Genomic DNA, 24180 nt, shown 5'->3' on the forward strand with positions numbered 1-24180 from the left:
GCATTACTCAAACAGGAATGTGAACGTTAACGCAAGTCTGGCGGCCCAGCTGGCCTCATTGTGGCCGGTGCCGGGGAAATAACGGCTAACGAAATCCGTGTCGCGGCGCCAGCCTGCGTTCACGACGGCCGAATCGGCCACGGTCTGGAATGTGGCATAATGCTGATCCAGCCCCTGATCGCCATGATCGAACCAGAGGCGGCGGCCGGCCGGAGGCCCCAGTCGCGCGCCGATCCAGTCAGCGATGGCGGTCTGGATGGCAGGCACTTCGCCGGCCTGCGGCTCCGGCTGCGGGGCGAGGACGGGCCAATGGGTGGACAGGCAACCGGCGGCACGAAACAGATCCGGCCGCTGCATCAGTGCGTTCAGCGAGGCAAGGCCGCCCATGGAGGAGCCAGCGATCACCGCCTTGCCCGGCGCCACCCCGTGCTGCGCGCGCAGCAGCGGCAGCACCGTATCGGCGAGCAGCGCCACATAGGCATCTGATCGCGACGGCCCGCCACCAGCAAGGTTGAAGCGCGCCGCCAACGGCCCCGGCAGCCGCGCCATCAGATCGGCCGGGACATAATCGCCCCAGCGTTGCGCGCCCGTGTTCCACACGCCGGCCACGATCATTGGCGGCAGCGTGCCGGCAGCCATGCCGGCCATGATGGTTTCCGCCACGCCCCAGGTGACGCCGCCATAGGCGGAGGCGGGCGCGAACAGATTCTGGCCGTCGTGCATCAGCAGCAGCGGCAGTGGCCTGGCCCCACGGACATTGGCTTCCGCATCGGGCGGCACCCACACATCGACATGGCGCGGCTGCAATCCCGGCCCGGCCACATTGGCATGCCGGGTGAACTGGATGGATTCCCGGGCCAATGTCGGCGCGGCCAGCAATGTTGTGCTGCCGGCGATCAGGGCGCGCCGGTTGATCACCTGATCGGTTCGAACCGCGCCGCCGCGCCGCCACCGCCGGCTGCCAGCCGCACGCTCAGCCGATCATTGCTGGTGACGATCCGCGTTTCCACCGCCAGATCATGCGGGTTGGCATCGGCGCCATCGCCGTCCCGCCACAGGGTGAGGCGATAACGCTGGCCGGGGGTGAGGAAGGACAGCGCCACATCAACGGGCACGGCCTGCTTGCCGCCGGCCGCACCCAGCCACCAATCCTGGCCACTGCGGCGCTGGCGGGCGGTGACGACATGGCTGCCGGGTTCACCGGCCAGCGTGATCGATTCCTGCCAGTCCACCGGCACGGCGCGGATGAAATCCATCGCCGCCCCGGGCGCCTTGGCATAGTTTTCCGGCAGATCGGCGACCATCTGCAGCGGCGAGTAGATGGTGACATAAAGCGCCAGCTGCTTGGCCAGCGTCGAGGGGATTTTCTGCCCGCGCCCCTGCAGCGACACGATGCCTGGCGTATAATCCATCGGTCCGGCCAGCAGCCGGGTGAAGGCCAAAGTCGCCTCATGCTCCGGACCATTGTCGGGATTGCCCCAGGCGTTGAACTCCATCCCGCGCGCGCCTTCGCGGCTCACCCAATTGGGCCAGGTGCGGCGCAGGCCGGTGTCCTTGATCGGCTCGTGGGAATTGATGCTGATGCGGTGCGCGGCAGCGGCCTCCAGCACCTTCACATGGTGGCGGGCGCTGGCCTGGCCTTCGTGCCATTCATAGGTCAGGGCGCGCGGCTGGCCGTTCATGTCGGTGCCGGGGGTATTGGCCGCCACCTGCAGCCCGCCGGCATCGGCGACATAGCCGGTCTTCACCATCGTCACGCCATTCTGCTGGTAATAGGCCATGCCCGCGCCCAGCTGCGCCTCGTAATTGGCGAGATTGCCGCTGGTTTCGTGGTGGCCAATCAGGCCGACGCGCTTCTTCTTCGCGTGGGCCGCGATGGCGACCATATCGAAATCGGGCGTGGGTTCGGCAAACCGGAAATCCCAGCCATTGGCAAACCAATCGCCATCCCAGCCCTTGTTCCAGCCTTCGATCAGCAGGCCGCACAGGCCGTTGGCCGCCGCCCAGTCGATCATCTTCAGCGCATTGGCCGTCGTTGCGCCGTGCTTCGCACCCGTCGCCCAGCTTTCGGTATCGAGGTGCATCGACCACCAGATGCCGGCATATTTGCAAGGGCGAACCCACGACACATCACCCAGCTTGTTGGGCGCGTTCAAATTCAGGATCAGGCTGCTGTTCGCCAGCGCCGGTGCGCTGTCACCGATCATCACCACCCGCCATGGCGTTGCGAACGGCGCGGCCACCACCACCGCCGGGCCACTGGCCGACGGGGTGAGCGCGGCGCGGAACATGCCGCCCCCCGCCGGCTGCAGGTTCATGCCGGCATAATCAATGAGGGCAGCTTCGTGGATGGACAGCCAGGTGCCGCCGGCGGTCTTCATGGTCATCGGAGTCTGGGCGAGGCCGACTTCGGTGATGCCGGTGGCGCGATAGAGATATTCCTCGCGATTCCATTCCAGCGCCGGAATCCACCAGGCACGGCCACCGGTTGCGCCGGCAATGCGGAATTCGGTCAGCTCGGCAACGATGCGCACGTTTTTCAGATTCGGCTGTTCGGGGAAAGCGTAGCGCAGGGCGATGCCGTCATCCGAAACGCGCAGCACCAGATCGAAGCGGCGTTTCAGCACGCTGGTCTCGGCGATGTGCAGTATCAGCTGGTTGTGCCGGTCCCGCACCTTCGCCCGCTCACCCCAGGGCTGATCCCAGGTCGTGTCGGCGCTGCTGTGGGCTTCGCCGGTGATCGCCAGCTTGCGGTCCAGCTTGGGTGCATCAGCCAGGATGAAGCCCAGCGGCGACGGCGCGATCAGCGGCTGGCCATCGCGACTGGCCTGCCAGTAAAGCCGGCCATCGCCATCACCGCTGACACTCACGCGGGTGCGGCCATCAGGCGATTGCACGATGGGCTCGGCCAGCACGGGGAGCGCCAGCAGCAGGGCCAGCAGGGACAGGATCAGGCGCATCGGGCGATCAGTCCGGAATAGGCCGGCAGCAGGCTCGGCGTCGCGCCGCCATGCTGGGCAAGGATGGTGCAGGCTGGCAGGTCGACGGCACAGGGCTCGGCTCCCAGGTTGAAGGCGCACACCAGCCGCTGTCCGGCCCAGCTGCGGCACAGCACCAGCGTATTGCCTTGCGCCACCGCCACTTCGACATTGCCATGGCGCAGCGCTGGCTGGCTGCGGCGCAGTGCCATCAGCATCTGCGTCCAGTGCAGCATCGAGCCCGGATCGTCGCGCTGCACATCCACAGCGCGGGCCGCGTGATCGGCGCCCAGCGGCAGCCAGGGCTTGCCAGTGGAGAAACCGGCGCCTGGCGCGGCGGCCACCCACGGCATTGGCGTGCGGGCGCCGTCGCGGCCCAGCGTCAGCGGCCAGTTGGCGATGGCTTCCGGGTCCTGCAGATCGTCAAAGCCGATCTCGGCCTGGGTCAGCCCCAGTTCCTCGCCATAATAGAGGAAGATATTGCCGCGCAGCGCGACCAGCAGCAGCATGATCAGCCGGGCATAATCATCATGGTCGTGGCCGCCGTGCCAGCGACTGGCGGCGCGTGGTGCGTCGTGGTTGGAAAAGGCCCAGCTCGGCCAGCCCGTGCCCGGCGTATCCGGCCATTCGGCCAGCGCATCGGCAACGGTGCGCGCATCCAGCTGTTCGGCATAGAGGAAGTTGAAGCCGTAGGCGCTGTTCAGACGGCGGTTGCCGGCGGTGAACTCGTGCATTTCGGCAATGGCATTGTCGCCGCCCACCTCGGCCACGGTGAAGCGATCGGGATAGAGGTTCATCACGCCCGCCACCCGTTCCAGGAACAGCGGAATATCGGGATGGGACATGTTGTGGATGCGGTTCTGGAAATCGAAGGGCCGCGTGCGCTTGTGGTTGCCGCTGGCCGGCGGATTGTCGCGCAATTGCGGATCATGCATGGCGAAATTGATGGCATCGATGCGGAAGCCATCAACCCCGCGCTCCAGCCAGAACCGCGCCACGCCCAATATGGCTTCCTGCACTGCGGGGTTGTGCAGGTTGAGATCGGGCTGGCTGGTCAGGAAATTGTGCAGATAATATTGCTGGCGGCGGGCATCCCAGGTCCAGGCCGGGCCGCCGAACACCGATTGCCAGTTGGAAGGCGGGGTGCCGTCGGGCTTGGGATCGGCCCAAACATACCAATCGGCCTTGTCATTGCGGCGGTTCTGGCGGCTTTCCCCGAACCAGGCGTGCTGATCCGAGGTATGGCTCCACACCTGGTCGATGATGATCCTGAGCCCCAGCGCATGGGCGCGTGCCACCAATGCATCGAAATCATCAAGCGTGCCAAAGATCGGATCGACGCCGCGATAATCGGACACGTCATAGCCGAAATCCTGCATCGGCGAGGTGAAGAAGGGCGACAGCCAGATCGCATCGACATTCAGCGCCGCGACATGATCCAGCCGCTGGGTGATGCCCTTCAGGTCGCCGATCCCGTCGCCATTGCTGTCGAGGAAACTGCGCGGGTAAATCTGGTAGATGCTGGCGCCATGCCACCAAGGCAGGGCGGCGACGCTATCGGCTTGGGTCGACGGCTGGACGGCATCAGGCATCATTGCGGGCCTTCTTCGGTGCTGCACACGGCCACGCCGAGTGGGGGCAGGGTGATCGCCAGCGTGCCGGGGGCGGCGGCGCTGGCCGGGCAGCTGCCGTAACGGCTGGCCCAGCGGCTGGCGGCGGGATCGATCATCACGTTGGCCGCCAAGGGTGCGGCGCTGGTGTTCATCACCACCAGCGTCTCGCCGGGCTGGCCGGGGATGCGGCGGGCAAAGGCGAACAGGCCGGGCGCGTCACCGGCGGCGCGGACTTCGGTCAGGCCGTGGCGCAGCCGTGGATCGCCGCGGCGCACCGCGATCATCGCCTTCAGCGCGCGATAGAAGGGGTGGGCGGGATCATAGCTGTCCACATCATGGCCGGCGCTGGTGCCCAGCCGCATCATGGCGCGATAGTCCGGCACCTGGCTGGCAAACAGGGGCTGGCGGGCGAGCTGATCATTGCCGGTGCCGACAAAGCCCTGCTCATCGCCGGCATACAGCGTCGGCACCCCGCGCGCGAACAGCAGCAGCGCATGGGCGAGCAGGGTGCGCTGGCCCAGTTCGGCCGTGCTGATCTGCGGGTTGGCGCGGCGCACGAACCAGGCAAAACGGCCGCCATCATGATTGCTGATGAAGCTGGCGTTGCGGCCGGCGGTGGCCGCGCCGCCGGGATAGAGCACATCATCGGCAAACAGCCGTGCCAGCACCGAGGTGGGCGCCTGCCCGGCGATGGCCTCCATCGCGGCATTCTTCAGGGCGAAATCCAGCACATTGTCCATGCCGGTGTTGATGCTGTTGCGCGCCAGCCGGCCGACATCCACCTCGTCGATCGATACTTCGCCGAAAATGTGGAAATTCGGGATGCCCGCCGCCCTGGCGCGCGCCATGATCCCCGGCACGAAGCGTTGCCAGAATTCCGGGTTCACATGCTGGGCAGTGTCGACGCGATAGCCGTCGATGCCGAGCCGGTCGATCCAGTCGCCATAGATCTGGATCATGCCGTCCAACACGCGCGGATGTTCGGTCGCCAGATCATCCAGGCTGACGAAATCGCCGGACTGGCTGGATTCGCCCCGGTAAACCGTCTCGCCGCGATTATGGTAATGGATCGGATCATTGAGCCAGGCCGGCGTCTTGCTGCGCTCCTCGCCGGCCGGGATGAACGGCGTGTAGGCGAAATCCGGCCGGGTCAGCTTCGCCCAATTCTCTGCAGTCGTGTCCTTTTCGCCGGCAAAGCCCGCGTTGATCGGGGTACCATTCACGCCGCCCTTGCGGCTGAACGGATAGTCGGCGCGGCTGCGGTAGGGGCAGGGCTGGCCCACGCATTCGCGATACTGAATCACGTCGGCAGTGTGGTTGGTAACGATGTCGAGATAGACTTTCAGCCCCCGCGCATGGGCCGCATCAACCAGCCGTTTCAGATCGTCATTGCTGCCCAGATGCGGATCGACGCTGGTGAAATCGGTGATCCAGTACCCATGATAGCCCGCCGATTCCTGGCCCGGCCCGCCCTGCACCGGCTTGTTCCGGAACACCGGCGCCAGCCAGATCGCAGTGGCGCCCAGGCCCTGGATATAGTCCAGCTTCTGCAGCACCCCGGCCAGATCGCCGCCGTTGAAGAAGGCCTTTGACGTGGGATCAAACCCGGTCTGCAGGCGGCCGCCCACCAGCCCGCCGCGATCATTCTTCACGTCACCATTGGCGAAACGGTCGGGCAGCAGGAAATAGATCACCTCGTCCTGCGGCGGCCGCGCGCGCACGGCAGCCAGCGTCGCGGGATCTGCGACGGGCGCCGGTGCCGCCGCCAGGGATGTGGCGGCCAGCAGGCCAAACAGGGCAGCAGCAACACGCATCAGGCGGCCTTTCGCGGGGCGGGGCAGTGGCGGGCAAGGAAATCGGCGTGGCCGGGCAGCGCCGTCACGGCGCCGCTGATGGCACGATCAATGAGGCCCAGGAAGCCGCCAAGATCGCCCGCCGACAATCCGTCAGCCAACGGATGGTGTGTGGCCGGCGTCAGGCCCTGGCCGATCATCACCTGGCTCCAGGCGAGGTCGGTGAACAATTCGTCGTGATCGCGGCGGATGCGCCCGGTGGCGGCAAACAGCGCCATGCGCTCCGCCAGTTCCGGCGGAACGGCCATGGCAGCGGCGGCGCGCCAGAACGGATCGGGGCGCTGGTTGGCCTTGTAGTGCAGGATGATGAAATCGCGGATCCATTCCATCTCGCGCGCCGCCTCGCGATTGGCTTCGGCGGCCAGCACCGCCATGCCGGCAGGTTCGCCGGGCAACAGGCCCAGCAGCCGGGCGATGCCGGACTGGATGAGGTGGATGGAGGTTGATTCCAGCGGCTCCAGAAAGCCCGCCGCCAGCCCGAGCGCATAGCAGTTGCCGATCCACACCCTGTCCCGCCGGCCCGCCTGGAATGCCAGGGTGCGCGGTTCCGCCAGCGGCTCGCCATCCAGATTGCGCATCAGGATGGCGGTGGCCTCGTCCTCGCTCATGTGCGCGCTGGAAAACACATGGCCGTTGCCGATGCGGTGCTGCAGCGGGATGCGCCACTGCCAGCCGGCCGGCCGCGCCGTGGCGCGTGTGTAGGGCGTGAAATCGCCACCATTGGCGCACGGCACCGCCACCGCCCGGTCACACGGCAGCCAGTGCGACCAGTCGTGCCAGCCACTGCCCAGCGCCTCGCCGATCAGCAGGCTGCGAAACCCGCTGCAATCGACGAACAGATCGCCAGCGATCCGGCGGCCATCGTCCAGCACAAGGGTGGTGATCGTCTCGCCTTCCCGCTCCACCCGGGCGATGCGGCCTTCCACCCGCACCACCCCGCGCGCTTCGGCACGGCGGCGCAGATAGGCGGCATAAAGCCCGGCATCGAAATGATAGGCCCACACCAGCGGCGGCAAGGTGGCATCGCCAGCAAGGCGGTCGAATCGATGGGCGCGCGCGGCGCGTTCGTTCAGGCTGTAATGGCCAAAGTCCCGGGCTTGTCCCTCGGCACGGGCACGCGCCCACCAATGGTGAAATGGCACCAGGCCCAGTGCGCGGCCAACTTCACCGAAATTGTGCATGTAACGCTGGCCGGGCTGCCACCAATCGACAAACTCGATGCCCAGCTTGAAGCTGCCCTGGGTCGCAGCCAGGAACTCATTCTCGTCGATCCCCAGCCCGGCATTGAACAGCCGGATCTGCGGGATGGTCGCCTCGCCCACGCCCACCGTGCCGATGGCATCGGATTCCACCAGCGTGATCTGCCAGCCGCGTTCGAGAAAGCGCGTGGCCGCGGCTGCCGTCATCCAGCCGGCGGTGCCGCCACCGGCGATGACAAGCTGGCGAAGAGGGGCAGGTGACATGAAATTTGCTCCGCCAGAAGGTGGCTGGCGGCAGGATGGTCCCGCCGCCAGCCGCGTTCAAGCCGGATCAGTACCGCCAGTTGAAACCGAGCAGGAAGCGCCGACCGAAATTCTGATAGTCGATGATTTCCTGCGGACGACCGGGGTTGAACGTGACGAACGGCTCGTTGGTCAGGTTCTGGGCCTGGGCCAGCAGGGTCAGCCCCTTCAGGCTGCCGCCCTGGATTTCATAGCTGATCTGGGTATCGAGGATCAGCTCGCCATCAGCCCGGCGGCGCTGGTTGCCGCCGCCAAAGCCGCGCAGTTCGCCCAGGAACGAAGACCGGGTGCGCATCGAGGCACGCGCCGAGAAGCCGCCCTTTTCATAATAGCCGGTCAGGTTGGTGACCCAACGCGAATAGCCGGGCAGATCATCCGGGCTGGCCCCCGGCGACGGTGCGACCTTGCTCTTGGTCCAGGCCGCCGAGCCGTTGATGCCAAAGCCATCGAGTGCCGGCGTCAGCACGCTGAACGGCAGCTGGCCCGACAGTTCGGCACCATAAAGCTGCCCGCCGTTGCCGTTGATCCACTGGGTGACAAAGCCCTGACGGGTCAGCGGTTCGGGCACCCCGGCCGGCAGCGGGAAGCCAGCGAAGTTGAACGGCTGCGCCACTTCGAAGATGTAGCTCTTCAGATCCTTGTAGTAGCCGGCCAGCGCGATGTAGCCCTTGCCGCCGAAGTATTTTTCCACCGAAAGGTCGATGGCATTGGCGCGCCACGGCCGCAGCTGCGCGTTGCCGCCGCTGCCGCCCCACGGGGTCACGCCCGGGGTCTGGCCCAGCTGCGGATTGAAGTTGAAGTTCACGGCGGCGCGCATGTCGTCGAGCCGCGGACGGGCGAGCTGGCGGGCCACGCCAAGGCGCACCACCCAGTCTTCGGGCAGACGCAGCGACAGGTTGGCCGAAGGCAGCACGTCCGTATATTTGGCGCCATCGGTTCGCAGCGAGGAAATCACGCTGGTGCCATTGCCGCTGGAGACCAGCGCGGTCGAGCTTTGATCGACATGCACGACCTGCAGGCCGATGTTGCCGGTCAATTTGGCATCACCGATGTCGGCGTTGATCTTGCCCATCACCCAGCCGGTGTAGACCTTCTCGCGCACCGTCCAGCCCTTGGTGTTCACATCGGCATTGGGGTTGCGCACGAGATTGTAGATGCCGCTGTTGAGCAGGGCCAACGGATCATAGCTGATCATCGGGCCAAGGCCGAGGAAGGTCAGGTTGGTCGGGGCCAGCCGCAGATCGGTTGGCACGGCGACGCTGGTCAGGCCGTCCGTGTTGCCCTTCAGGCCCAGGAAGAATTCGTCGGGCGTCAGCTGCTTTTCACGGTTGGTGAAGTTGGCACCGGCCTGGATGGCGCTGATCGGGCCGTCCAGCTTGCGTTCCACCTGGGCGCGGAAGGCATAGAGTTCGTCGGAGACCTGGCGATCATTGTAATAGCCGTCCTGGCCATTGATGATCGGCTGGCCGCCGGGGTTGGCAACATCGCCGCCCCAACCCTGCGGGCTGGTCAGGCGGATCTGGTTATAGTCACCATAATTCAGGGTCGGCCGGAACGTGGCGCCCCGGTCGGTCATGGTGAAGCCCAGATTGTCGGTGGCGCCCACGGCATTGCGGCCGGTGCCGGCATAGGTTTCCAGCACCAGTTCCGACCGGTCGATGCGGCTGTAGCTGACATCACCGATCAGCTGCCAATCATCATTTTCCCACTTCAGGTTGATGCCGCCCGAATAGAGATCGGCGTCCTTCTTGTTGAGATCGTTGCGGACAACGCCCTTGACGCCGTTGAAGGTGCCGCCGGTGACCAGGCCATCGGCGGTCTGGAAACCGGGCTGCAGCTGGGCAGCGGACCAGAACAGCGGCAGCTCGATGCCGCGCAGCACCTGGTCTTCCTTGAACTTGCTGTAATAGCCGTCAAAGGCGATGGTCAGGTCTTCAGCCGGCTTGAATTCGAGGGCGCCGGTGACGCCGGTGCGCTGCAGGCGCACGCTGTCCACATAGGATTTGGAACCACCGATGACCACGTTCGAGGCGTTGGCATTGGGATAGCCCCAGGCGTTGAAGCGCTCGGTCTGGGTCGGGCTGTCGATATGGCTGATGCCCAGCAGCACGCCCACCTTGCCGTCGGCGAACTGGTCGACATAAAGCGCGCTGCCGCGCCAGCCGAACTGCTTGGAATCGGTGTTGAGCCGGCCATTGTCGGTATATTCATAGCGCGCGCCAACCGAGATCACCTGCTTGCCGTAAGACAGCGGGCGGATGGTCTGCAGATCGACGGTGCCCGAAAGGCCCTGCGCCACCAGGCTGGCGTCTGGCGTCTTGTAGACCAGCACCTGGTTGATGACTTCGGCCGGATACTGGTCGAATTCGACCGAGCGGTTGTCGCCGTTGGTGACCTGTTCGCGGCCATTCAGGAGCGTGGACGAGAAGTCCGGCGCGAAGCCGCGAATGGAGATGACCTGCGAACGCCCGTTCAGGCGCTGCGTGGTCAGGCCGGGCAGGCGGGCGATGGCATCGGCAATCGAGTTGTCGGGCAGGCGGCCGATGTCTTCGGCGCTCACCGATTCGATGATCCGGTCGCTGTTCAGCTTGTTGTCGAGCGCTGCCTGCAACGAACGGCGATAACCGGTGACGACGATGGTTTCGGCATCGGCGTCAACCTCGGCGGTGGCCGTCTGTTGCGGCGCAGCGGTTTGCGCCAGCGCCGGACCGGCAAGAAGCAGCAACGGGCTGGCTGTGCCAACCAGAAGTGCGGAGCGAGCATTCATTCGCATGACAATCCCCCAAAATATGGCCGCCTCGCCTTTGTTTGTTCCCCGGTCGGGGGGCGGCAGTGTGGCGGGCCATTTGTGACGGATGGGACACGGACGGTGCAATATGGCCGCAGCCACGGACATACGTATTCACGTGTCATAATTGTCACGCTATCGTCTCGCGCAGGCACATCAGCGCCAGACAAACCGGCCGTGTGCGAATGGGGAGCAGCAAAAGCGCAATGCGGCGCGTCACGTCTTTTGACATTGCGGCCCTTGCCGGCGTCTCGCAGCCAACGGTTTCGCGAGCCTTGTCGGGCAATGCCTCGGTCTCTGCCGATACCCGCGCCCGCGTCTTTGCCGCCGCCGAAGCGCTCAACTACAAGGTCGACAAGAACGCTTCGAACCTGCGCCGCCAGGCCACCCGCACGCTGGCCCTGCTGTTCTTTGAAGACCCGGCGCCCGGCGAGACGCAGATCAATCCCTTCTTCCTGTCGATGCTGGGTTCGATCACCAAGGCCTGCGCTGCCAATGGTTATGACCTGCTGATCAGTTTCCAGCAGCTTTCCGGCAACTGGCACATGGATTACGAGGATGCGCGCAAGGCCGATGGGCTGATCCTGCTGGGCTATGGCAATTATCTCGAATATCTGCCGCGCCTTGAAAAGCTGGTGGAGCAGGGCACGCATTTCGTGCGCTGGGGCAGTCTGCGGCCCGGTCTGCTGGGCACCACCATCGGCAGCGACAATCTGGGGGGCGGTTTCGCGGCCACACGTCACCTGATCGAGCGCGGCCGCCGCCGCATCGCCTTCATCGGCACGGCCAACGAGGGTGCGCCGGAATTTCTCGACCGCAGCGAAGGCTGGCGGCAGGCGCTGGCCGAAGCCGGGCTGGCCGCTGATCCCGCCCTGATGCGCGCTGGCCACAGCAGCGAGGACGATGGCTATGTCGCCACCCGCAGCCTGGTCCTGGCCGATGCGGCCTTTGATGCGATCTTCTGCGCCAGCGATCTGATTGCGCTGGGCGCCATGCGGGCATTGGCCGATGCCGGCCGCCGCGTGCCGCTTGATGTGGCGGTGGTCGGCTTTGATGATCAGCCGGCGGCCAGCCTGACCAGCCCGCCGCTCACCACTGTCGCCCAGGATGCCCGCCAGGCTGGCGAAACGCTGGTGAACACCCTGCTGGCCCTGCTGCGCGACGAAACGCCGGTGCCGCAGGCGCTACCCGTGCGGCTGGTGGTACGCGGATCGAGCTAAGCTGCGCAGTACCGCGCGATAAAGGCGGCATGGCTGGGCATTTCTGCCGCCGCCTCGCGCATCACCCGCGCCAGCCCGCTCAGCAGGCGCGGCGCATCCACCTGTGCGGCGCGGCTGTCCACCAGCGGGTCATAACGATCGGGCAGGTTGCACTGGCCGATGTGCACGGCAAGCCAGCTGGCGTTGAGGAACAGCTCCGGCCCGTCGGACACCAGCCGCGCGAAACGGCGGAAATGCTCCATCTTGTGCTGAAGGCTGTCGGGGATCGGCATCGCCGCGCACTGCCGCCACATCGGTTCATCGCGGCTGTTCAGATGATAGTGCAGGATCAGGAAATCGCGGATTCGTTCCCACTCGGTGGCCGTCACCTTGTTGAACTCGTCGCGCACCAGCGCGTCCATGCCGCGCGTTGGCCACAGCGCCAGCAGCCGCATGATCCCCGATTGCACCAGGTGCAGCGAGGTCGATTCCAGCGGCTCCATGAAGCCCGCCGCCAGCCCGATGGCGACGACATTGTGTGACCAGGCCTGCGCGCGCCGGCCGGTGGTGAAGCGAAGCAGCCGCGGATCGGCCAGCGCCGGGCCATCGAGGTTGGCCAGCAATAGCGCAGCCGCCTCGTCCTCACCCATGAAGGCCGATGAAAACACATGGCCATTGCCGATGCGATGTTGCAGCGGAATGCGCCACTGCCAGCCAGCGCCGTGCGCGGTGGAGCGCGTGTAGGGCGTGAACCCCTCGCCGTCCGTCCCGTTCGCATGGCCGCACGGCACCGCCAGCGCCCGATCACAGGGCAGCCAGTGGGTCCAGTCGATGAACGGCGTTGCCAGCGTTTCGGCAATCAGCAGGCCGCGGAAGCCGGAGCAATCGATCCAGAATTCGGCCTCCACCTGTCGGCCATCGGCCAGCGTGATGTGGGTGATGTTGCCGCTCTCGCCATCCCGCGCCACGCCGGTGATGCGGCCTTCGTGGCGGGTGACGCCCAGCCCTTCCGCCAGCCGCCGCAATGCCTGCGCATAGAGGCCGGCATCGAAATGATAGGCGTAATCGAAGGTGGATTGCACCAGCCGGCGATCCTGCGCCGGCGGGGCAAAGCGATTGGCCTTGGCTGCCACCCACGCCATCGAAAAATCATCCAGCGGCGTCTGATCGCCCGCCAGGCGCTGTTTCAGCCACCAATGGTGCATCGGCACGGAATCGAAATCGGCGCCATAGGTGCCGAACGGGTGGAAATAGCGATGGCCGGCCCGGCCCCAGCCGACGAATTCGATGCCGAGCTTGAAACTGCCTTGCGTCGCCTTCACGAATTCGGCCTCGTTCAGGCCCAGCAGCTGGTTGAACAGCTTGATCGGCGGGATGGTCGCCTCGCCCACGCCCACCGTTCCGATCTCTTCGGATTCGACCAGCGCGATCTCCACCCCGGCCGGCAATTGGCGGGCCAGCGCGGCGGCCGTCATCCAGCCGGCAGAACCGCCGCCAACGATGCACACGCGCCGCACATTGTCGTCCCTCACGCTTCCACCCCCACCGGAATCACGTGGCCGGTACGCGGCAACAGGCTCTTCAGCAGCGGCCCGGTCATGATCGTCGTTACCACCGCCATCACCACCAGCATGGTGAAGACATTGGGCGGGATGACACCAAGATCACGCCCGATATTGAGCACGATCAGCTCCATCAGCGCGCGGGTGTTCATCAGGCTACCCAGCACCGCGCTCTCCGCCGGCGTGTAACCGCTCAGCCGTGCCGCGCCATAGACGGGGATGATCTTGGCGAGGATGGCCATCGCGAGGATGATCGCCAGCCAGCCCAGATCAGCGAGGCCCAGCCCGAGCAGATTGGTGCGCAGGCCGGTATAGGTGAAGAACACCGGCAGGAAGAACACCAGCACGAAGCCGCCGACCTGGCCCTTCCATGCGCTGACGAACGTCGGGTGGCGGTGCATGATCAGCCCGCCGAGGAAGCCGCCGAAGATGGCGAAGATGCCGAGCTTGTAGGTGCAGATGGCGAGCCCGAAGGTCATCGCCAGCATGGCGGCCATCAGCGTGGGATCAAGCCGGCCGCCGCCGGGCGGGAAGGCTGCCACCAGCCGGCCGGCCAGCGGCGCCAGCACGACCCGCGCGATGATCAGCAGCATGGCGATGCCGGCCAGTTGCAACGCCAGCCCTTCGCCCGAGAACCGTGCCGCCGCCAGCGCCGAAATGGACGCCAGCAGCACCCAGCCCGCCACGTCGTTCACGGCAGCGGCCGCGATCGCCACCACGCCCACCGGCCTGTCGGTCAGCCCGAACTGGGCGAGGATGCGGCCCAGGATCGGCAGTGCCGTGATCGCCAGCGCATTGCCGAAGAACAGGGCATAGAGCAGCGGATCGATCCCGGGCGCGAGGCTGGGCGCGGTGATCCAGCCCAGCACCAATCCGCCACCCAGCGGCACCAGCACCGAGGCGGCGGCAATCAGCAGCGCGCCCTTGCGGTGCTGGGGCGTCTGCAAATGGCCGAATTCGAATTCCATGCCGATCTGGAACATCAGCAGGGTCAGCCCGATCTGGCTGATGATGGTGATGGCCGGGGCCGGCGTGGCGCCGAACAGCGAGATCGACAGTGCCGGTGCCAGCGCGCCGAGCAGCGAGGGCCCCAGCATCAGGCCGGCGACAATCTCCCCCACCGCGCCCGGCTGGCCCAGCCGGCGGGCGACGATATTGAGGCTGCGGGCGGCGCCGATCATGATGATCAGCTGCACCAGCACGCTGAACAACAGATCTTCCCCGGCGTGAACGCTGCTTGTCATGCGGCTGGCATAGCGTCGCTGTGCCGGTCAGGCAAAGCGCCACACAATCGCAGCCGTGGCGATCAGCAGGGCAATGGCCTGATAGCGATAATTGGCCCACAGGGGCGTGTGCGCCAGCGCGGCGGTTTCGGCATCGAAGAAACCGCGATTCCACAACAGGCCGTCGGTCTTTTCCGGCGGCGGCGGCGGCGCGGTGAGCGAGCCCACCACCATCGCCAGCGCCGAGCCGGCCAGCAGGATGGGCGCCACATGCAGGAAATGGATCTGCACGCTGCCGGTGACGTTGATGGCGAAGAACAGGCCCAGCCCGATCATCAGCCCGGCAGAAATGGCCCAGCTTGCCCCCCGCGCATTGGCGCGCGGCCAGAACAGGCCGATCAGGAACACCGCGACGATCGGCGGCGCGGTGTAGCTCAGCGCGCCTTGCAGATATTGCCAGACACTGCCGAAGCGCTCGATCTGCGGCGCAACGACAACCGCGACAGCCAGGAATATCAATGTCGCCAGCCGGCCGGTGAGCACGAGCTTCTTGCCATCCAGATCCGGATTCCAGTGGCGGGCGAAATCCATGGTGAACAAGGTGGCCGCCGAATTGAAGGTGGAGGCCGTGGCCGACATGATCGCCGCGAGGAAACCTGCCACCACCAGCCCGAGCAGGCCATTGGGCAACAGATCGAACATCAAGGTAGGATAGACGAGATCGGGCGTCTTCAGCGCCGGATAGAGCAGGATGGCGCAGGTGCCGGGGAGCACCATCAGCCACAGCACCGGCAGTTTCAGCAGGCCGGCGAACAGGCTGCCCCAGCGGCCATGATCGATGTTGCGGGCAGACAGGACGCGCTGCACCATGAACTGGTTGGTGCACCAGAAATAGAAGCCCAATATGGGCACGCCGGTAATCAGGCCGGTCCACGGCACCGAGGCATCATCGATCGGGCGGATCAGCGACAGCTTGGTGGCGGGCACGGCGGCGATGATGTTGCTCCAGCCGCCAACCGCATCGAACGCGGCGAACGACAGCACGACCGCCGCGCCGAGCAGGATCACCGCCTGCAGCACTTCGGTATAGAGCACCGCCTTCAGCCCACCGACGATGGTGTAGATACCGGCCAGCACCGCCAGCGCCATGATCATCTGCCACAGCGGCACGCCGGGAAAAATGAGGGAGAGCATGAGCGCCCCGCCATAGAGGGTGGCGGCCTTGTCCACGAACACCGACAGGAAGATGGTGAGGGCCGAGAAATAGGCGCGCGTTCCCCGGCTGAAGCGGCGTTCGAGGAACTCCGGCATCGTGTAGACCTGCGCGCGCAGGATGAACGGCAGGAAGAAGATGCAGAAGAACACCAGGATGACACTGGCCATCCACTCGTAGTTGTAGACTGCGATGCCGTTGGCATAGGCGGCGCCAGCCAGGCCGATGAGCGTGGCCGAGGAGATGTTGGAGGCGAGCAGCGACAGGCCGATGACGGGCCACGAACTGTCCCGGCTGGCGAGGAAGAAATCAGTGCCGCTCGCCTGCCGGCGCCCGGCCCACAGCCCCAGCCCAATCACCACCAGCGCATAAAGGCCGATCACCGCCCAATCGATGCCGGCCAAGCCGCGCGCAAAAACATCTCCAGCCATTATGGCCCATCCCCTTTTCCCTTGGGTGCCATGGCAGGGCGAGGCGGGCAATGGCGCGGCGGCACGTATTCGTATGCAAAGCGAGAGGTGGCGCGGCGGCGGCTTGCCCCTAGGATGCCGCCCATGAGCCCATTTCCCGTAGCCCTGATCGGTGCCGGCTGTTCCGGCTTCACCACCGCCAAGCGCCTGCGCGACGAAGGCATCGCCTTTGACTGGTTCGAAGCGTCGGACCGGATCGGCGGCAACTGGGCCTATAACAACCCCAACGGCATGAGCAGCGCCTACCAGTCGCTGCACATCGACACCTCGAAATGGCGGCTGCAGTTCGCGGAATATCCGGTGCCGGCCGACTGGCCGGATTTCCCGCACCACAGCCTGATCGCGCAATATTTCAACGATTATGTCGATCATTTCGGCCTGCGCCCCCTGGTGCAGTTCGAAACGCCGGTGACCAGGGTGGCGCGGCGGATGGACGGTACCTGGGATGTGACCACCAGGAATGGCACCCAAATCTATCGCGCCGTCGTTGTGGCCAATGGCCACCACTGGAGCCCGAACCGCCCGGTGTGGGAGGGCGAGTTCAACGGCGCCATCATCCACGCGCATGATTATCGCACGCCGTTCGAACCGCTGAACCTGATCGGCAAGCGGGTGATGGTGGTGGGCCTTGGCAACAGCGCCGTCGATATCGCCTCGGAACTGGGCCAGCGCAGCATCACGGAAAAATGCGTCGTCTCCACCCGGCGCGGTGTGTGGGTGCTGCCCAAATATTTCAACGGCGTGCCGGCCGACAAGCAGGCGGCGCCGCCGTGGCTGCCGCTGCCGCTGGCGCGCTGGATCGGCCGCCGCAAGGTGAAGAGCCTGGTGGGCAACATGGAAGATTATGGCCTGCCCACGCCCGATCACGAACCGCTGGACGCCCACCCGACGGTGAGCGGCGAGTTCCTGACCCGGGTGGGCAGCGGCGACATCGCGGTGAAGCCGGCCATCGCCCGGCTGGATGGTGACGGCGTGGTGTTCACCGATGGCAGCCGCGAAGTGCTGGACGCGATCATCTGCGCCACCGGCTACAATATCGAATTCCCGTTCCTCAGCGCCGAAGACGCGCGCGTAACCGACAATCACATCCCGCTCTACAAGCGCATGGTGCAGGCCGATCCGGCGCTGCACGGCCTGTGGTTCATGGGGCTGGCGCAGACGCTGCCGACGCTGGTCAATTTGGCCGAACAGCAGTCAAAGCTGCTGGCCGCCTATCTGGCTGGCCGCTATGCGCTGCCGTCGCCACAGGAGATGGCGCACACCATCGTGGCCGAGGAAAAACGCTACCAGGGCCATTATTACGCCAGCCGCCGCCACACGATGCAGGTGAATTTCGAACCTTATGTGGCCGATCTCGCCGCCGAAATCAGGCGGGGGGCGAAACGGGCGCCGCGTCTGGCGGCGTGAGCGGCGCACGGCCGAGCAGGATGAAGCGGCCCCACAAGGACAGCGCCGAAACCGCGCTGGCCAGGATGATCGCCCAGATCAGGCCATCGACACCGCCGCCGCTCTTCACGCCCAACCAGTACGCCAGCGGCATCATCACCACCACATAGGAAAAGACGTGGATCACCGCCGGCGCCCGGATGTCGGACCGGGCGCGCAGCGATTGCGCCGCCACCACCTGCAAGCCATCGGCCACGAAGAACAGGCTGGACAACACCATGGCGCTGGCGATGCCGGTGATGACGGCAGCTTCGCGCGAGTAAGCTGTGGCAATCGCATCGGGGAACAGCCACACGCCCACCGACACGACCAGCAGCGCGGCCGTCGTCACGCCAAAGCCCTGGCCCGCCGATGCCAGCATGGCGCGGGCGTCGCGCGCGCCATAGGCCCGGCCGACCAGCACGCTGGTCGCCACCGAAAGGCCCAGTGGTACCATGAACACCAGCGCCGCCACGTTGATCACCACCGCCCAGATCGCCACGGCCGTGGCGCTGATCCAGCCGGCAAAGATCGCCATCGCCGAAAAGGCCAGGCTTTCGATGAAATAGCTCACCGCCGCGCCATAGCCGACCGCGCGCATCGCCTTGGCCGCGCGGGGATCGTGCGGCGCCGGGGCATAGACGCCCAGTTCGCGCGCCCGGCGCCAGCGCAGGATGACCACGGCCAGCACCGCCAACAGGAACAGCCGGCTGGCAAAGGTCGCCCAGGCGCTGGCGGCGGCACCGCTCACGCCGAAGACATTGCTGCCCGGCACCAGCCAAAGATTCACCGCCAGATTGACGATATTGGCCGCCCACATCGCCACCATGCCGGGAATGGCGCGGCCATGGGCTTCCAGCCAGAACAGCCCGGCATCGGCGACAATGATCGGCACCAGCGAAACCGCCTGCACCTGCAGCACCAGCGTCGCGCCTTCGGCCAGGCCCGGCGCCATGTCGAACGCCACCAGCATCGGCCCGCCGGCGACGAACAGGAACAGCGCGCAGGCCAGCGAAATCCACGTGGCATAGGCCAGCCCGCGCCGCAGGATCGCCCCGGTATCGGCCTCGCGGCCTTCGCCGATGGCCTGGCTGGTCATCACCTGCACGCCCGACAGCAGGCCCAGCGCCGTGGTCAGCACCACGCCGGTCACCGCCCAGCCCAGCGCATGATAGCTCAGCTCCCGCGCGCTGTAGCGGCCGACCACGATCGTATCGACCAGTCCCATCGCCATGATGCCCAGCCGCGACGCCACCACCGGCGCTGCCAGTTTCAGCAGCACCGGCAGGCCGTGGCCTGTCGTCTCGTCATTCGGGGCCGTCGCGGCCGTCATGCATCCTGTCCTCGGGCGGAAAAAAGCCGCTCCGGATACAGGGGACGCGGGATTCGGGCAATCAGCGTTTGCGGGCAGGCTGCCTGGGCGGCGTCGCGTCCGGCTTGGCGGCCATGATGGGCGCCGGCGTCAGGCGGCAGCCGCGGGCCTTCATCACGCCCTTGATGTAGCTGCGCCGCAGCTGCCCGGCGAGCCGCGCGGCATTGGCCTGGCGGGCGGCCTTGTTGGCGCCGGTCAACTGCCGGATCACGCCCTGGCCGGGAATCAGGCTGCCGGTGATGCCCTCGGCACTGTCGAACAATTGTTCCACCGGGCTGCGGCCCTTCTTGCCGGCCAGTGCCGGATCATCGACATCCGGGCCCACCAGCCTGGTCATGCGATTGACCTCGGCATTGAGCTGGCGGCAGTTGCGCAGCGATTTCACGGCATAGGGATCGGCCATGATCGCCGCCAGTTCCGGCGCGATCTTGGGTTTCACCACATTGAGGTCGCGCAGCGGCCGGGTCGCGGCGCGGCCCAGGGCGTCGTCCACCCCGCCCTTGTCGGGCCCCAGCACCTTTTCGGCTCCGCTGTTGCTGGGCGGCGGCGGTGGTTCGGGCGCCGCCTGAGCCATCAGCAGCACCAGCAGGGCAGTCGCAGCGTTCATGGCTGCAGGTTGGACCGGCCAGCGTTGGCCCGCAAGCCTCGCCAAGCCCCGATGGCCGTGGTCAACCCTTGCCCATCAGGCGCAGCACTTCGGTGCGGCTGCTGTGATCGTTGCGGAATGTGCCCATCATGCGGCTGGTGGTCATCACGACACCGGGCGTCATCACGCCGCGCGCCGACATGCAGGCGTGCGTTGCCTCGATCACCACGGCAACGCCAACGGGATCAAGATGCTGCTGGATGCAATCGGCAACTTCGGCGGTCAGCCGTTCCTGCACCTGCAGGCGGCGGGCAAATCCGTGCAGCACGCGCGCCAGCTTGGAAATGCCCACCACCCGGTTGCGCGGCAGATAGGCGATGCTGCCCTTGCCGATGATCGGCGCCATGTGATGTTCGCAGTGTGACTGGAACGGGATGTCGCGCAGGATCACGATCTCGTCATAACCGCCCACCTCGGCAAAGGTGCGCGACAGGTGCAGGCCGGGATCTTCGGCATAGCCCTTGGTATATTCACGCCACGCCTTGGCGACGCGCTTGGGCGTGTCGAGCAGACCTTCGCGGGTCGGATCATCACCGGTCCAGCGGATCAGGGTGCGGATCGCGTCTTCGGCTTCGGCCTGCGGAATGGTGATGAAATCGGCCGGCGCCGGCGCGTCCATCGGGCTGTCGTCGTCATAGATCGTCATCGGGGAAACTCCAGCTCGAGAACGGCGCCGTCATGGCCTCCGCCTGGCCCGCTGCGGCCAATGGGAACAACAGGATGCGCGGCCTAGGCCCATCGGGCCGTGCCGGCAATCGTCCCATTGTCGCAGCAGCGACTGCAGGTCGCGGCAGGAAATTTCCAGTGACTTAAAGTTCAGCTGGCCTGCTTGGCGCGGCTGGCGCGCTTGCGCTCGTGCGGATCGAGGTGAATCTTGCGCAGGCGGATGTGATTGGGCGTCACCTCCACCAGCTCGTCCTCGTCGATGTAGGCGATGGCCTGTTCCAGCGTCAGCTTCTTGGGCGGGGACAGCTGAATCGCATCATCCTTGCCGCTGGCGCGGAAGTTGGTGAGCGCCTTGGACTTCAGCGGGTTCACCTCAAGGTCTTCCTCGCGGGCGTTCTCGCCGATCACCATGCCCTGGTACACCGATTCGCCCGGGCCAATCATCAGCACGCCGCGCGGTTGCAGATAGCCCAACGCATAGGTGACGGCTTCGCCGCTTTCGGTGGAGATCAGCACGCCGTTGGCGCGGCCCGAAATCTGGCCCTTGTAGGGGCCATATTTTTCGAACAGCCGGTTCATGATGCCGGTGCCGCGGGTATCGGACAGGAATTCGCCGTGATAGCCGATCAGGCCGCGCGACGGCGCCGAGAAGGTGAGGCGGGTCTTGCCGCCGCCGCTCGGGCGCATGTCGGTCATCTCCGCCTTGCGCATCGCCATCTTCTCGACAACCGTGCCGGAATAGGCCTCGTCCACGTCGATGACGACGGTTTCATAGGGCTCGGTGCGCTTGCCGGCCTCGTCGGTGCCGAAGATCACGCGCGGGCGCGAAATCGACAGTTCGAACCCTTCGCGGCGCATCGTTTCGATCAGCACGCCCAGCTGCAATTCGCCGCGGCCGGCCACTTCAAACGCGTCTTTCGACGGCAGTTCGGTGATGCGGATCGCCACATTGCCTTCGGCTTCGCGGGCCAGGCGATCGGCGATCATGCGGCTTGTCACCTTGCTGCCGTCCTTGCCGGCATAGGGGCTGTCATTCACGCTGAACGTCATCGACAGGGTCGGCGGATCGATCGGCTGGGCGGCCAGGGCCTCGGTCACGCTCTGCTCGGCGATGGTATCGGCCACGGTGGCCTTGGTCAGGCCGGCCAGCGCGATGATGTCTCCGGCCACGGCTTGATCGACGGCAACGCGCTCGAGGCCGCGGAAGGCAAAGATCTTCGATGCACGGCCGACTTCGGCCACCGTGCCGCCGGGGTTCAGGGCATGGATCGGGCTGTTGACCTTCAGCGTACCCGACATGATGCGCCCCGTCAGGATTCGGCCCAGGAAATTGTCACGGTCCAGCAGCGAAACCAGCATGCGGAACGGGGCTTCCGGATCGCCGCTGGGCGGCGGCACATGATCGGCAATCTTCTGGAACAACGGCTTCAGGTCGCCGGAACGCACATCGTCGGTCGGCCCGGCATAACCGCCACGGCCGGAGGCATAAAGCACCGGGAAATCGAGCTGGTCGTCATTGGCTTCCAGCGTCACGAACAGATCGAACACTTCATCCAGCACTTCGGAGGCGCGCGCATCCGGACGGTCGATCTTGTTGACGACGACAATCGGTCGCAGGCCCAGCGCCAGCGCCTTGCCGCACACGAATTTGGTCTGCGGCATCGGGCCTTCCGCGGCATCAACCAGCAGAATCACGCCATCGACCATGGAAAGGATGCGCTCAACCTCGCCGCCGAAATCGGCGTGGCCGGGGGTGTCGACGATGTTGATGTGATAAGGGTTGCCATCGGCATCCGCCCACTCGATGCTGGTGCACTTGGCCAGGATGGTGATCCCGCGTTCCTTTTCCAGGTCGTTGGAATCCATGGCGCGTTCGGCCACGCGCTGGTTGTCGCGGAAGGTGCCCGACTGGCGGAAAAGCTGATCGACCAGGGTGGTCTTGCCATGGTCGACGTGCGCGATGATCGCGATGTTGCGGGTGGACATGCGGGGCTTCCGGATCAATGGGGCGGGGGTAATGCGGGCAAGATCGCCATGCTTGCGCCGGCAATATCGGCTGCGCCCATAGGCCAAGCCCGGCCCAAGGGCAAGCACAGGGTCTGCCCGTGCTCGTGGCCCCTGCTGCTGCAGTGCCGCATTTCGTGCAAGGCCGGCCCGCAAATGATTGACTTCAGGGAATGACAATGGGCATGTCGCAGCCAAAGCGGGAGGTCGCCCGGATGGTCGAGGACGAACAGGGAAAAGCTGCATTCGCAGACGGCATTGGCCGCGGCCTGACCGTGGGTGCCTTGCTGGCCGAAGCCCGCGCCGCGGCCGGGCGGGATCTGGCCGATCTGGCGCGCGAAACGCGGGTGCCGCTGCGGCACCTGATGGCCATCGAAGCCGATGATCATGAAGCGCTGCCGGCGCTGCCCTATGCCATGGGCTTTGTGAAGACCTTTGCGCGCAGTGTTGGCCTGAACCCGGAAGCCGTGGGCGCGCAGTTCCGCGCCGAAACCCGGCTGACGCCGCATGTGCCGACGCCGCCCAGCCTTGAGCCCATGGACGAGGCGCGGCTGCCGTCGCGCGGGCTGGCCTTCGCCGGCGCCGCCGTGCTGGTGCTGGTGGTTGGCGGGCTCGGCCTTTATGGCAGCGGCGTGCTGGATCCGGCGCCCAGCGCGCCCCCGGTTGCCGCCTCCCCGGACGCCGCCCCCCCGAACGCCGCCTCGCAGGCCGACAAGGCGCCTGCCGACGTGGCTGCGGCCCCACCGACCGCCGCGCCGGCCGCTGCAGCGCCTGCCGCCATCCCGACAGTCGGCGCCGTGGTGCTGACCGCGCGCGAGGATGTGTGGGTGAAAATCTACAGCCGCACCACCGGCCGCCGCGCCTTTCAGGGCCTGATGGTGGCCGGCAGCATTTATAATGTGCCGGGAGACCAGGGCCCGCTGGTGCTGCGTGCCGGCCGCGCCGGGGTGATCGACGTGACGGTGGCGGGCGTGAAGCTGCCGTCGCTCGGCGGCCCGGTGGAGACGATCGACGGGGTCGTGCTGACCGCGCCGGCCCTGGCCGAGCGTTTTGGCGCCGCCACCCCCGTTCAGGCTCCGGAAAGTCAGGCTGGGGCAAGTCGGGCCGCGCCATCACCTGCCACGCGCTGAGTTCCCGGAGCCCGATCGTGACCCGTTTGCTGCCCGCCCTCCCCGCCCTGCTTGCCTTCGCTGTCCTGCTGCCCGCGCCGCTGGCGGCCCAGGCGGTGGATGTCGGCAAGCTCGATCGCCGGGTCGGCACGCTCGAATCCGAGATGCGGGCCGTGCAGAGGAAGGTGTTCCCTGGCGGAAACGGACGCTTTTTCGAGCCCGAGATTCCGGCCCAGGCCGCCGCGCCTGCCCCGGCTCCGGAAACGCCGCCCGCCACCACGCCGATCGTCGATCTCACCGCGCGGGTCGACGCGCTGGAAGGCCAGCTGAAAACCATGACCGGCCAGATCGAGGCCATGGAATATAAATTGCGCCAGCTGGAAGACGGCCAGCGCCGGCTGAAGGGTGACACGGAATTTCGCCTGAACGCGCTGGAAAATCCCGGTGGCGCCGCTCCGCCGGCCGATGGCGCCGCGCCGGCGGTGGTGCCGCCCGGCACGGCTGCGGTGCCGGGCAAGCCGCCGGCAACGGTGGCGGCCCCCGCGCCGGCCAAGCCT

At 66.3% G+C, this 24180-nt stretch carries 17 protein-coding genes; 4 read left to right on the forward strand and 13 right to left on the reverse strand.

The window, feature by feature from the left end; genetic code table 11:
* Positions 1-3: 3 nt before the first annotated feature.
* The 6 genes from D619_RS0111420 to D619_RS0111445 all read right to left on the reverse strand — a co-directional run bounded on the left by D619_RS0111420 (position 4) and on the right by D619_RS0111445 (position 10671).
* Positions 4-918, reverse strand: a complete 915-nt coding sequence (locus tag D619_RS0111420; protein ID WP_017668728.1) for an alpha/beta hydrolase-fold protein — start codon at positions 916-918, stop codon at positions 4-6.
* Positions 915-2960: a glycoside hydrolase family 97 protein gene (locus tag D619_RS0111425; RefSeq protein ID WP_017668729.1), complete on the reverse strand. Its 2046-nt coding sequence runs from the start codon at positions 2958-2960 to the stop codon at positions 915-917. Before D619_RS0111425 ends, D619_RS0111420 begins: the two co-directional genes overlap by 4 nt.
* On the reverse strand, positions 2951-4573 hold the full coding sequence (locus D619_RS0111430; RefSeq protein WP_017668730.1) for an alpha-amylase family glycosyl hydrolase: 1623 nt from the start codon (positions 4571-4573) through the stop codon (positions 2951-2953). Before D619_RS0111430 ends, D619_RS0111425 begins: the two co-directional genes overlap by 10 nt.
* Positions 4570-6405, reverse strand: coding sequence for an alpha-amylase family glycosyl hydrolase (locus D619_RS0111435; RefSeq protein WP_017668731.1), 1836 nt, complete (start codon positions 6403-6405; stop codon positions 4570-4572). Before D619_RS0111435 ends, D619_RS0111430 begins: the two co-directional genes overlap by 4 nt.
* Positions 6405-7907 (reverse strand): tryptophan halogenase family protein, encoded by a 1503-nt coding sequence (locus D619_RS0111440; protein ID WP_026090982.1) that lies wholly within the window; start codon positions 7905-7907, stop codon positions 6405-6407. The genes D619_RS0111435 and D619_RS0111440 overlap by 1 nt, the downstream gene beginning before the upstream one ends.
* A 67-nt stretch (positions 7908-7974) precedes the next feature.
* Positions 7975-10671, reverse strand: coding sequence for a TonB-dependent receptor (locus tag D619_RS0111445; RefSeq protein WP_033373503.1), 2697 nt, complete (start codon positions 10669-10671; stop codon positions 7975-7977).
* 269 nt (positions 10672-10940) lie between these two features.
* Here D619_RS0111445 and D619_RS0111450 point away from each other — a divergent pair, with 269 nt between their 5' ends.
* Entirely contained in the window at positions 10941-11954 is a 1014-nt protein-coding gene (locus tag D619_RS0111450) for a LacI family DNA-binding transcriptional regulator (protein ID WP_033373459.1), read from the forward strand.
* Here D619_RS0111450 and D619_RS0111455 read toward each other — a convergent pair.
* The 3 genes from D619_RS0111455 to D619_RS0111465 are packed head-to-tail and all read right to left on the reverse strand — an operon-like array spanning position 11951 to position 16362.
* Positions 11951-13465, reverse strand: coding sequence for a tryptophan halogenase family protein (locus tag D619_RS0111455; RefSeq protein ID WP_017668735.1), 1515 nt, complete (start codon positions 13463-13465; stop codon positions 11951-11953). The two genes, D619_RS0111450 and D619_RS0111455, sit on opposite strands and share 4 nt — an antisense overlap.
* Positions 13462-14739 carry a cation:proton antiporter gene (locus D619_RS0111460; RefSeq protein WP_017668736.1) on the reverse strand — a complete coding sequence of 426 codons (1278 nt, stop codon included), beginning with the start codon at positions 14737-14739 and terminating at the stop codon, positions 13462-13464. The genes D619_RS0111455 and D619_RS0111460 overlap by 4 nt, the downstream gene beginning before the upstream one ends.
* 27 nt (positions 14740-14766) lie before the next feature.
* Entirely contained in the window at positions 14767-16362 is a 1596-nt protein-coding gene (locus D619_RS0111465; protein ID WP_017668737.1) for a sodium:solute symporter, read from the reverse strand.
* A gap of 123 nt (positions 16363-16485) precedes the next feature.
* Between D619_RS0111465 and D619_RS0111470 the strand changes: the two genes are divergently transcribed.
* A complete protein-coding gene (locus tag D619_RS0111470; protein WP_017668738.1) occupies positions 16486-17808 on the forward strand; it encodes an NAD(P)-binding domain-containing protein in 1323 nt (440 codons plus the stop codon).
* On the opposite strand, the gene D619_RS0111475 is transcribed toward D619_RS0111470, so the two are convergent.
* The 4 genes from D619_RS0111475 to typA form a co-directional block, all read right to left on the reverse strand.
* Positions 17768-19159, reverse strand: a complete 1392-nt coding sequence (locus D619_RS0111475) for an MATE family efflux transporter (protein ID WP_017668739.1) — start codon at positions 19157-19159, stop codon at positions 17768-17770. The two genes, D619_RS0111470 and D619_RS0111475, sit on opposite strands and share 41 nt — an antisense overlap.
* A 61-nt stretch (positions 19160-19220) precedes the next feature.
* Positions 19221-19805 (reverse strand): hypothetical protein, encoded by a 585-nt coding sequence (locus tag D619_RS16430; protein ID WP_017668740.1) that lies wholly within the window; start codon positions 19803-19805, stop codon positions 19221-19223.
* Between the two features lie 61 nt (positions 19806-19866).
* Complete coding sequence (gene folE / locus D619_RS0111485) at positions 19867-20463, reverse strand: GTP cyclohydrolase I FolE (protein WP_152417429.1); 597 nt, start codon at positions 20461-20463, stop codon at positions 19867-19869.
* A gap of 197 nt (positions 20464-20660) precedes the next feature.
* Positions 20661-22496: a translational GTPase TypA gene (typA, locus tag D619_RS0111490; protein ID WP_026090986.1), complete on the reverse strand. Its 1836-nt coding sequence runs from the start codon at positions 22494-22496 to the stop codon at positions 20661-20663.
* Positions 22497-22699: 203 nt separating this feature from the next.
* Here typA and D619_RS17365 point away from each other — a divergent pair, with 203 nt between their 5' ends.
* Positions 22700-23644 carry a helix-turn-helix domain-containing protein gene (locus D619_RS17365; RefSeq protein WP_193743304.1) on the forward strand — a complete coding sequence of 315 codons (945 nt, stop codon included), beginning with the start codon at positions 22700-22702 and terminating at the stop codon, positions 23642-23644.
* A 17-nt stretch (positions 23645-23661) separates the two neighbouring features.
* Positions 23662-24180: YbgF trimerization domain-containing protein (locus tag D619_RS16440; protein WP_020480475.1), on the forward strand; the 519-nt coding region annotated here is incomplete at its 3' end.

The sequence above is a fragment of the Sandarakinorhabdus sp. AAP62 genome, assembly GCF_000331225.1.
Classification (GTDB): domain Bacteria; phylum Pseudomonadota; class Alphaproteobacteria; order Sphingomonadales; family Sphingomonadaceae; genus Sandarakinorhabdus.